Source organism: Polaromonas sp. (assembly GCF_036676035.1).
In the GTDB taxonomy this organism is placed as follows: domain Bacteria; phylum Pseudomonadota; class Gammaproteobacteria; order Burkholderiales; family Burkholderiaceae_C; genus Polaromonas.
On sequence record NZ_JAKFDR010000052.1, the window covers coordinates 24113 to 34779 of the forward strand.

The window sequence follows — 10667 nt, forward strand, 5'->3', positions numbered from 1 at the left end:
TGACCCGTTCGAGGAGACACAGCATGACCGAAGCATTCGTTTACGACGCCATCCGCACCCCGCGCGGCAAGGGGAAAAAAGACGGCAGCCTGCACGAGGTCAAGCCCGTGAACCTGCTGGCCGGCGTGCTGACCGAGCTGCAGCGGCGCAACGGCTTTGACACCGCGCAGGTAGACGACGTGGTGATGGGCGTGGTGTCGCCGATTGGCGAGCAAGGTGCGGTGATAGCCAAGGTGGCCGCGCTCAAGGCGGGCTGGGATTTCAGGGCCTCGGGCGTGCAGATCAACCGCTTTTGCGCCTCGGGCCTGGAAGCCGTGAACCTGGCCGCGCAGAAAGTGCGCTCGGGCTGGGAGGACCTGGTGGTGGCCGGCGGCGTGGAAAGCATGAGCCGCGTGCCGATCGGCTCCGATGGCGGCGCCTGGGCGCAAGACCCGGAAACCAACAGCGCCACACTGTTTGTGCCGCAAGGCATTGGCGCCGACCTGATCGCCACGATGGAAGGCTTTACCCGCGACGACGTGGACGCCTATGCGCTGCAAAGCCAGCAACGCGCCGCCCAGGCGCGTGAGGCCGGCTACTTCGCCAGCTCGGTGGTACCCGTGAAAGACTTTCTGGACCAGACCATCCTGGAGCAGGACGAATTCATCAAACCCCACACCACGCTGGAAGGCCTGGCGCGGCTCTTGCCGGCATTTGAGCAACTGGGCGCGATGGGCTTTGACGCGGTGGCCTTGCAGCGCTACCCGCAGCTTGAGCGCATCCATCACGTGCACCATGCCGGCAACTCATCGGGCATCGTGGATGGCGCGGCGGCGGTGCTGATTGGCTCCGAGGCGGCCGGCAAGATTCATAAACTCAAGCCGCGCGCCCGCATCGTGGCGGCGGCGCTGAGCGGGGCCGACCCCACCATCATGCTGACCGGGCCCATGCCCGCTGCGCGCAAGGCGCTGGCCAAGGCGGGCATGACGGTGGACCAGATCGACCTGTTTGAAGTCAACGAAGCCTTTGCCGCCGTGGTGATGCGCTTCATGAAAGAGATGAAAGTGCCGCCGGGCAAGGTGAACGTGAACGGCGGCGCCATTGCCATGGGCCACCCGCTGGGTGCCACGGGCGCCATGATTCTGGGCACGCTGATTGATGAATTGCACCGGCGCCAGCTGCGCTACGGCCTGGCCACGCTGTGTGTGGGCGGCGGCATGGGCATTGCGACGATTGTGGAAAGAATCTGATGAAAACCATCAAGTACGAACTGGCTGACGAATATTTCGGCAAGGTGGCCATCCTCACCTTTGACGAGCCCGACTCCCCCGTCAACACCATGTGCCTGCAATGGCAGGACGACCTGAGTGAAGCCGCGGCACAGGTGCTCAGGGACAAGGAGCACATCAAAGGCGTCATCCTGGCCTCGGCCAAAAGCACGTTTTTTGCGGGCGCAGACCTCAAGGCCGTGATGCGGCTCACGCCCGCCGACGCGCCCAGGGCCTACGCCGAGGTGGAGCGCGTGAAGAAAAACTTCCGCACGCTCGAAACACTGGGCGTGCCCGTGGTGAGCTGCCTCAACGGCACGGCGCTGGGCGGTGGCTGGGAGGTGGCGCTGGTGGGCCACCACCGAGTGGCAGTCGATGACAACAAGACGCAGTTTGGCCTGCCCGAAGTCACGCTGGGCCTGCTGCCCGGCGCCAGCGGCGTGACCAAGATGACGCGCCACCTGGGCCTGATGGGCGCGCAACCCTATCTGGTTGAGGGCAAAACCTTTGGCCCGCGCGAAGCGCTGGAACTGGGCCTGGTGCATGAGCTGGTAAGCGAGGCCTCTGAACTGCGCGGCAAGGCGCTGGCCTGGATAGCCGCCCACCCGAGCGTGCAACACCCGTGGGACGCCAAAGACTACAAAATCCCCGGCGGCACGGCGGCCAGCCCCAAGATCGCCGCGGCCCTGAGCGTGGCGCCGGCCATGCTCAAAAAACAGACGCGCGGCCTCTACCCGGCCCCCGAGGCCATTCTGGCCTGCATGGTCGAAGGCACGCTGGTGGATCTGGAAACCGCCTTTCGCATTGAAAGCCGCTACCTGGCCAAACTCATGACCGGCGTCAATGCCAAGGCCATGATCAACACCTTCTTTTTCAACATGAACGCGATCAAAAGCGGGCAGTCGCGTCCCAAGGGCATAGGGCGCTACAAGCCTGCCAAGGTCGGCCTGCTGGGTGCGGGCATGATGGGCGCGGGCATTGCCTACGCGCAGGCCAGCAAAGGCATTGCCACGGTGCTCAGGGACGTGAGCCAGGACAAGGCCGATGCCGGCAAGGCCTACAGCGCCAAAATCACGCAGCCGCGCGTGGACAAGGGGCGCATGAGCCTTCAGGACCAAGCCGCCCTGCTGTCACGCATCACCGCCACCGAGCAGGTGGCCGATCTGGCGGGCTGCGAGCTGATCATTGAAGCGGTGTTTGAACGGCGTGACCTGAAAGCCAAAGTGACGCAGGAAGCCGAACCGCTGCTGGCGCCTGGTGGTTTTTTTGCCTCGAACACCTCGACGCTGCCCATCAGCGGGCTGGCCACGGCCAGCACCCGGCCTGAAAAATTCATCGGCATCCATTTTTTCAGCCCGGTCGACAAGATGAAGCTGGTCGAGATCATCTGCGGCAAGGCGACGGACGATGAAACCGTGGCGCGCGCGTTTGACTATGTGCAGGCCATCGGCAAGATTCCGATTGTGGTGAACGATTCGCGCGGCTTTTTCACCAGCCGCGTGTTTGGCACCTTTGTGATGGAGGGCGCGGCCATGCTGGGCGAAGGCATTCCCGCGGCAGCCATTGAAAACGCCGGCATCCAGGCCGGCATGCCGGTGGGCCCGCTGGCCGTGCTGGATGAAACCGCACTGAGTTTGAGCGTGCATGTGCTGGACCAGACCCGGACCGATTTCAGCGCCGAGGGCAAGACCTACATGGCCACGCCGGGTGAATTGCTGGTCGAGCGCATGGTCAAGGAGTTCAAGCGGCCCGGACGCGCGGCCGGCGGCGGGTTTTACGACTACCCCGCCGACAAGGCCGACAAGAGCGCCAGGAAAAGCCTGTGGCCCGAACTCAAAACCCTGTTTGAAAAGGCCGACGTCGCCTGGGACATCAACGCGCTGAAAGACCGCCTGCTCTACCGCCAGGCGGTGGAAACCGCACGCTGCCTGAGCGAAGGCGTGCTGACCACCGTGCACGACGCCAATATCGGCTCCATCTTCGGCATTGGTTTTCCGGCCTGGACCGGAGGAGCCATGCAGTTCATTTACGGCATGGGCATAGACAGCTTCATCAACCGCTCTGATGAACTGGCCGCCCAATTTGGCCCCGGCTTTGTACTGACCAGCGCCGTGAAGGACGCCATCCGTCAACACCAGCCGACTTATTGAAACTTACATAAGTCATGGCCGATTAATCTGTCCTCCGTTCTTGAGAGGTATCGAAGGGCTCTTGAAGCTTGGTTACCTCACTCAGCCCGAGCGGGGTATGGGACATACCTGAACTGTATTGCGTTTAAGCCCTCATCTGACGCAGCCAGGCCCCGGGTGACAGGCCCATGCTGCCCTTGAAGCGGCGGCTGAAATGGCTCTGGTCGGCGAAGCCACAGGCTGCGGCCACCTCGGCCAGCGGCTGGCCGGCCATCATGGCCGCCTGGGCACGCTGAATTCGCACCGCGTTCAGGTAGAGGTGCGGCGGCACGCCAAATTGCTGTGCAAAAGCCCGCGTGAGGTGAGCACGCGAAAGCCCGACCTCGCGCGCCAGGGTGTCCACAGTGATGTCCTGCTCAAAATGCGCGCTGAGGTAGTCGCGGATGCGCGCCATGCGCGTCGCGCCAGCCGGCCTGGCCGTATCTGCCGCACGCCGCTCGCCATGGCGCTGCAACAGCCGAGTCAAGGTATCGCGGGTGAGCTCTTCTGCGCGCAGCGACTCCTGGGCTTGCCCCACGGCACTGATGGCACGTGACAAGGCCTGGCCCATGACCGGGTCACGCACGACCGGCTGGGCGAAGTAGGCCGCCATGTCGATGCCGGCCTCCTTGTCCTGGCATTCAGCCATGACCTGCCGGGAAACGTAGAGCATGGCGTAGCCAAAGCCCTCCTGCGTGCCGCGCTGCCCGTCATGCGCCTCGTCGGGATTGAACAGGATCACGTCGCCGCGCAAGCTGGCGTGCAGCGAGCCGCCGCAGCGAAAGGTTTGCACACCCGAGGCGGTGACGCCGATGGAATACGTCTCGTGGCTGTGGCGCTCGAACGCATGCTCGGTGAAATGCGCCTTCATCAGCGTGACGCCGGCCAGCGCGCCAGGCTGGAAATGAGCCCAGTCTTTTGGCGCAATGTCGCAGTTCTGCATGAAACAATCGTACAAGACGCAGCCATCGCAAACAAGGAAACTTGCATCTCCATTGACACCCAGCGAGAAAAATCCCATGAAAGAAGCCATCGACCTGCACGCCAAGCTGTCCACCTTTGAGGGCCACTGGCAGCCGCGTACGGTCTGCGAGTTCAACGGCCACGACGTCATGGTCGTCAAGGTCCAGGGCGAATACAAGTGGCATTCGCACCCGGACACGGACGATTTCTTCCTGGTGCTCAAGGGCACGCTCAACATCGACCTGCCCGGCGACCGGACGGTGCAACTCACCGCCGGCCAGATGTTCGTCGTACCGCGCGGCGTGGAGCACCGCCCGCACGCACGGGAAGAGGCTCACCTGCTGCTGATCGAGCCGACCGGCACGCCGAACAGCGGCGACACCGCCACTGCAGCTCCGCGCCGCGTGATTTGAATTACTTGACATAGTCAATCAATTATTTGACGATGGTCAGTATGGCATCGTCACTTTCCCCTGCTCCATCGCCGTCAGCTACGGCCCACATCCAGGCTGTTCGCGGCTTTAACCGTTTTTACACCCAGCGCATTGGCGTGCTCAACCCTTATCTGGGCAGCGACCTGTCGCTCACCGAGGTACGGGTGCTGTACGAGCTGGCCCACCGCGACCAGCCCACGGCCTCCGAACTGGGGCGCGACCTGGCGCTCGACGCCGGTTACCTGAGCCGCATCCTGCGCCGCTTTGAAAACCAGGGCTGGCTGGCGCGCGTGCCGTCTGTGGCCGACGCCCGGCAAAGCCTGCTGGCGCTGACCGAGGCCGGGCACCAGGTGTTTGCGCCCTTGCAGCAACAATCCAGCGATGAAGCAGCGGCGCTGCTGATGGCGCTTGCCCCCGGTGAACAGCAAAAGCTGGTGAGCGCCATGAGTACCGTGCAGCGCCTGCTGGCTCCAGCCACTGAACCCGCGCCAACCCGAACCATTGTCCTGCGCAACCCCCAACCCGGTGACATGGGCTGGGTGGTGCAGCAGCACGGCGAAATTTACGCTCGCGAATACGGCTGGAACAGCGAATTTGAAGCCCTGGTGGCCGAGATCGCAGCGCGCTACATCCGCAACTTCCAGCCCGAATGGGAAAAGGGCTGGATCGCGGAACTCGACGGCGAACGCGTGGGCTCGGTCTTTGTGGTGCGCAAGAGCAAAACCGTGGCGCAGCTGCGCCTGCTGATTCTCAGCCCCCAAGCCCGCGGCCTGGGCCTGGGCGCACGGCTCACCGATGAATGCATTCAGTTCGCGCGCCGCAAGGGCTACAAAAAAATGGTGCTCTGGACCAACAGCCATCTCGACGCGGCTCGCGGCATTTATGCCAAACGTGGCTTCAAGTTGATGCACAGCAAGTCTTTCAGCGGCTATGGCAAAGAGCTGGTGGGTGAAACCTGGGAATTGCGGCTGTAAAGTCATAGAGGCCGGCTTGCGCCGGGCTTGATCCGTCTTTGGACTGGTGGCCGGCCTCGGTCAGCGGCTGCTAGCCACGCCCCCGGCCCCACACAACGGTCACTCGAGCTTGACGCCCGCGTTCTTGACCAGCTTGACCCAGAATTTGGCGTCTTCGTTCAAAAACGCGGCAAACTGCTCGGGCGATGGCGACAACGCCACCTCCGTGCCCTCGCGGGCAAGCGCGGCCTTGACCGAAGGCTGCTGCATCGCGGTGGCGGTGGCTTCAAATATCTTTTTGATGATGGCCGGGGGCGTACCCGCCGGCACAAAAAGGCCATACCAGAATTCAATGCCATATTCAGGCAGCCCCGCCTCGGCCATGCCCGGCACGCCGGGCACCAGCGCCGTGCGCTCGCGGGTGCTCACCGCCAGTCCGCGCAGACGGCCGGCCTGCATCATGGGCAAGACCGACGGCGGCGTACCGAAGGTCAGCTGTGTATCGCCCGCGATCACTGATTGAATGGCCAGGCTGCCACCGCGAAACGGAATGTGTGTCATCTGCACGCCGGTGAGCTGGATGAACAGCGCGGCCCCCAGGTGCGGCGCCGAGCCGTTGCCCGATGTCGCGTAGTTGAGCGCACCGGGTGCTTTTTTGGCCCGTACGATCAGATCCTGTATCGAGTTGATGCCCGTGGCCGGGTTGGCCGCGATCACCAGCGGGGAGCTGGTCAGCTTGGTAATCGGCATCAGGTCGCGCGCGGTGTAGTGCAGCTTGGTATTGAGTGCCGGATTCACGGAGATGCTGCTCGGGCTGGCAATCAGCACGGTGTAGCCGTCCGGCACGGACTTGGCCGCTACCTCGGCGGCGATGCTGGAACCGGCGCCTGCACGGTTTTCGATCACGATGGGCTGGCCCATGGCCTTGCCCAATGCATCGCTCATCGCACGCGCCACATAATCGGCCGCGCCGCCAGGCGCAAAACCGACCAGCAGCCGGATCGGCCTGGAAGGATACGCTGGGGCCTGGGCCACGGCGCCGAAGCTCAGGCTGCCGAGAACCAGCGCCGACAGAATGCCTAGTTTTTTCATGGTGAATGTCTCCTTGGTTGAATGGTCAAAATGCGGCTTGGCGTTCGCCCGAGATGGCCAGCACGATCTTGCCGAGATGCTGGTTGGCTTCCATGTGCGCCTTGGCGGCGGCGAGCTGATCGAACGAAAACACCCTGTCCACCAGCGGCCTGATGGTGCCCGCCGCAAGGGCGGGCACCATGTCGGCCACAAAGCCCGGCACCGCCTGGGCACGTTGCTCGGGCGTGCGCTGCTTGTTGGATACACCGAACAGCGTGAGGCGTTTGGCATGCAGCGCCTCAAGGTCGATCTCGGCCTTGAGCACGCCGTCGACATAGCCGATCGTTGCATGTCGTCCCTGGAAGGCCATGCAGCGGACACCCTCGGCAAACACCGAACCGCCCACCGTGTTGACCACCAGGTTCACGCCCTTGTCGCCGGTGGCCTGCATCACGGCATCGTAAAAATCAGCGGAGCGCGTGCACAGGCCGACGTCGAGGCCCAGCGGCTTGAGGCGGGCAAGCTTGTCGGCCGAGCCGGAGGTGCCAATCACTTTCGCCCCCAGGGCCTTAGCGGCCTGCAACGCAGCCACGCCCACGCCCGACGAGACGCCGTTGATCAGCAGCCATTCATCGGCCGCCAAGCGACCCTGCAACACCAGCATGTCGTAGACCACCAGAAAGGTCAGCGGAACACTGGCCGCCTCTTCCCACGAAAGGTTCGCGGGCATGGCCATGGTTTCGCGCAAGTCCATCAAGGCATATTCGGAGAAAGCCCCGGGACAGCGCCCCATGACGCGGTCGCCCGGTTTGAAGCTGCTCACACCCGGGCCTAGCTTCACCACTTCGCCCGCGCCTTCCATGCCCACGGCCTTGGCGCTGCCTGATTTTCCATGCAGCCCATGGCCGGCAATGAACTCGCCGCGGTTCAAGCTGGCTGCGTGCAGGCGCACCAGCACCTGCTGCGGGCCTGGTTCGGGCTGCGGCACGTCGCGCAACTCCAACGTGGCGTGGTCGTCGGTCATTTGCATCCAATAAGACTGCATGGGTGTTTTCTTTCTATATCTGCCGGCTCGGGGCACGCTTGACTGCCACTTATTTGCCGTTGAAGACGGGTTTGCGTTTTTCCATGAAAGCCTGGCGGCCTTCGGCATAGTCCGCGCTGTCAAAACAGACGCGGATCAGTTGCTGGCACAGCGCCATGTCGAGTTCGGGCGAAGGCTTGAGGATTTCAGCCGTGATGGCCTTGGCCGCGCGTATGGTCAGCGGCGCATTGGCCGCCATGGCCGAGGTGTACTCCGCCAGCAGGGCCGACAGTTGTTCAGGCTCGCACACACGCGAAATCAGGCCCAGCGACTGGGCCTCCCGGGCGCCGATCTTGCGGGCCGTGAAAAACAGGTCCTTGGCGGCGCCGGGGCCAATCAGGTCCACCAGGTTTTTCATGGCCGAGTAACGGTAGCCCAGGCCCAGGCGGGCTGCGGGAATCGAAAACACCGAGTCGGTGGAGGCAATGCGGATGTCGCAGCTGATTGCCACATTCACGCCACCACCGATGCAATAACCGCGAATGCACGACAGCGTGGGTTTGTTGAAGTTGTGGATGCTCATCAGCGCGTTTTCTGCCATGTGTTCGTAACGTGTCACGGCTTCACGCGCGGCGCGCATGTCTTCAAACTGCGAAATATCGGCGCCGGACACAAAGGATTTCTCGCCTGCACCCGAGAACACCACGAGCCGCACCCGGTCGTCGGTTTCTGCCAGGCTCAAAAGCGCCGGAACGGCTTCCCACATGTCGACCGACAGGGCATTGTGGCGTGCCGGGTTATTGAAGCGGATGTGCAGCGTGGAGGCATCGAGCCAGGTCTGCACACGTTCGGTAGGGGATTCATAACTTATAGATGACATCAATACACTCCAGTTGATTTCATGCGCACCAGGTCTTCGGCGCCCCAGCCCAGTTCAGCGAGGACTTCTTCGGTATGTTCGCCGCGGCGCGGCGCCGCACGGGCGATGGTGCTGGGCGTGCGCTCAAGCTGCATGGGCTGGCCCACGAGACGTTGCGCACCGAGGTGTTTGGACACCACCTCCTTGACCATGTTGAGGTGCTGGATCTGCGGCTCCTCAAACACCTCTTTCACATTGCTGATGTGGCCGCAGGCCACGCCACCGGCGTTCAGGCGCTCAATCCAGTAAGCGCGGTCCTGTGCGGCCAGAAGCCGGTTGATTTCGGCGTTGAGCGAGTCGCGGTTGACCGATCGTCCCTGCTTGTCCTTGTAGCGTTCATCGCTGACCCACTCCGGCGCGCCCAGAATGTCGCAAAAGCGCTCCCAGATCTTGGAGCCAAACACGGCGATGTTCATGTAGCCATCGCGCGCCTTGTACACCCCGGTCGGGATGCTGGTGGGATGGAAGTTGCCGGCCTGGCTGGCTACTTCACCGTCGATCAGCCAGCGCGAGGTCTGAAAATCCATCATGTAGACCATGGACTCGAGCAGCGAGGTGTGCAACCACTGCCCCTTGCCGGAGCTTTCGCGCTCCAGCAGGGCCACCAGGATGCCTTGGGCCGCGAAAATACCGGCGCACAAGTCGGCGATCGGAATGCCCACACGCATGGGGCCCTGCTCGGCCATCCCGGTCACGGACATCAGCCCGCCCATGCCCTGGGCAATCTGGTCAAAGCCGGGGCGCGCAGCCAGCGGGCCGGACTGGCCGAAACCCGAGATGCTGGCATACACCAGGCCCGGGTTGTCCGGCTTCAGGGTCTCGTAGTCGATGCCCAGCCGGAACTTGACGTCGGGCCGGAAGTTTTCCACCACCACGTCGGCCCCGGCAATCAGGCGCTTGAGAACGCTGATGCCTTCGGCCTCTTTCAGGTTGAGGGTGATCGAGCGCTTGTTGCGGTGCGTGTACTGATAGTCCGAGCCTTCCTGCCCGCCCAGCGTGTCGTCGCCGCGCATGTGCTCCGGCATCTGCACCTGGATCACGTCGGCGCCCCAGTCGGCCAGCTGGCGGCAGGCCGTCGGGCCGGCCCGCACCTGGGTGAGATCCACCACGCGAAAACGCTGGAGTGCGGAAGAAGCAGGCATGTGAGGCATAAGGAAAATCCAGAAATGGAAGCAAAAATAAAAATGCAAGTGTCATCTTTTAATCAATAAGTGTCAACACTTTCTTTGTTATAGATAACACTTCAAGGGATTTCGTCTTCTGGAAATATTTTTTCAGGTACTATTCCTGTACCGGTGGCACGCATTCAGATCGCGCGTGGCCGGCCCACCCAGCCATGACCTCACTCCAAGAAAAGCCCGAACAGGGACTGCCGCTCTTCATTGCGGAAGAGCTCAAGCACCTGATCTACACCGGCGCACTCAAGCCCGGGGAGCGCCTCAACGAGGCCGCGCTGGCGCTGCGCATGGGCACCAGTCGCGGCCCCATCCGCGAGGCCATCCGCATGCTGACGGGCCTGGGCATCGTCAAGGCCGTCGTCAATCGCGGCGTCTTCGTGCGGCAGATTTCGGTGCGCGAGATGCTGGAGATCTATGAGCTCCGGGCACTGGTCTTCGGCTTTGCGGCCGAACGCGCAACGGAACATGTCAACGAAGAACACAAGCAGCAGTTTGAGCGGCTTCTCGCACAGATGGATGCGGCCTGCGACGCCGAAGACGCTGATCTTTACTACGACCTGAACCTGCAATTCCACGCGCTGATCCTGCGCCTGTCCAACAACCAGCGGGCCCATGAAACTTATGACGACTATGTCAAGGAGCTGCACCTGTTCAGGCGGCGCTACTTCAATTCGCCCGGGAACATGCGGCGCTCCAACATCGAGCACCGG

General features: G+C 62.9%; 10 protein-coding genes. 5 read left to right on the top strand and 5 right to left on the bottom strand.

Annotation, left to right across the window (positions count from 1 at the left end; all coding sequences use genetic code 11):
* The first annotated feature begins 23 nt into the window (after positions 1–23).
* Entirely contained in the window at positions 24–1229 is a 1206-nt protein-coding gene (locus V6M61_RS08165; protein ID WP_332776068.1) for an acetyl-CoA C-acetyltransferase, read from the top strand.
* Positions 1229–3397: a 3-hydroxyacyl-CoA dehydrogenase NAD-binding domain-containing protein gene (locus V6M61_RS08170; protein WP_332776069.1), complete on the top strand. Its 2169-nt coding sequence runs from the start codon at positions 1229–1231 to the stop codon at positions 3395–3397. Before V6M61_RS08165 ends, V6M61_RS08170 begins: the two co-directional genes overlap by 1 nt.
* A gap of 124 nt (positions 3398–3521) precedes the next feature.
* Here V6M61_RS08170 and V6M61_RS08175 read toward each other — a convergent pair whose 3' ends face one another.
* Entirely contained in the window at positions 3522–4358 is an 837-nt protein-coding gene (locus V6M61_RS08175; protein ID WP_332776070.1) for an AraC family transcriptional regulator, read from the bottom strand.
* 76 nt (positions 4359–4434) lie between these two features.
* Between V6M61_RS08175 and V6M61_RS08180 the strand changes: the two genes are divergently transcribed.
* Positions 4435–4791 carry a cupin domain-containing protein gene (locus V6M61_RS08180; protein WP_332776071.1) on the top strand — a complete coding sequence of 119 codons (357 nt, stop codon included), beginning with the start codon at positions 4435–4437 and terminating at the stop codon, positions 4789–4791.
* A gap of 41 nt (positions 4792–4832) precedes the next feature.
* On the top strand, positions 4833–5786 hold the full coding sequence (locus V6M61_RS08185) for a bifunctional helix-turn-helix transcriptional regulator/GNAT family N-acetyltransferase (protein WP_332776072.1): 954 nt from the start codon (positions 4833–4835) through the stop codon (positions 5784–5786).
* Between the two features lie 99 nt (positions 5787–5885).
* Here V6M61_RS08185 and V6M61_RS08190 read toward each other — a convergent pair whose 3' ends face one another.
* The 4 genes from V6M61_RS08190 to V6M61_RS08205 are packed head-to-tail and all read right to left on the bottom strand — an operon-like array spanning position 5886 to position 9930.
* Entirely contained in the window at positions 5886–6857 is a 972-nt protein-coding gene (locus V6M61_RS08190; protein ID WP_332776073.1) for a tripartite tricarboxylate transporter substrate binding protein, read from the bottom strand.
* Positions 6858–6882: 25 nt separating this feature from the next.
* Positions 6883–7881 carry a zinc-binding dehydrogenase gene (locus V6M61_RS08195; RefSeq protein WP_332776074.1) on the bottom strand — a complete coding sequence of 333 codons (999 nt, stop codon included), beginning with the start codon at positions 7879–7881 and terminating at the stop codon, positions 6883–6885.
* Between the two features lie 49 nt (positions 7882–7930).
* Complete coding sequence (locus V6M61_RS08200) at positions 7931–8740, bottom strand: enoyl-CoA hydratase (protein WP_332776075.1); 810 nt, start codon at positions 8738–8740, stop codon at positions 7931–7933.
* Positions 8740–9930, bottom strand: a complete 1191-nt coding sequence (locus tag V6M61_RS08205) for a CaiB/BaiF CoA transferase family protein (protein ID WP_332776076.1) — start codon at positions 9928–9930, stop codon at positions 8740–8742. The genes V6M61_RS08200 and V6M61_RS08205 overlap by 1 nt, the downstream gene beginning before the upstream one ends.
* A gap of 185 nt (positions 9931–10115) precedes the next feature.
* On the opposite strand from V6M61_RS08205, the gene V6M61_RS08210 reads away from it, so the two are divergent.
* Positions 10116–10667: GntR family transcriptional regulator (locus V6M61_RS08210; protein ID WP_332776077.1), on the top strand; the 552-nt coding region annotated here is incomplete at its 3' end.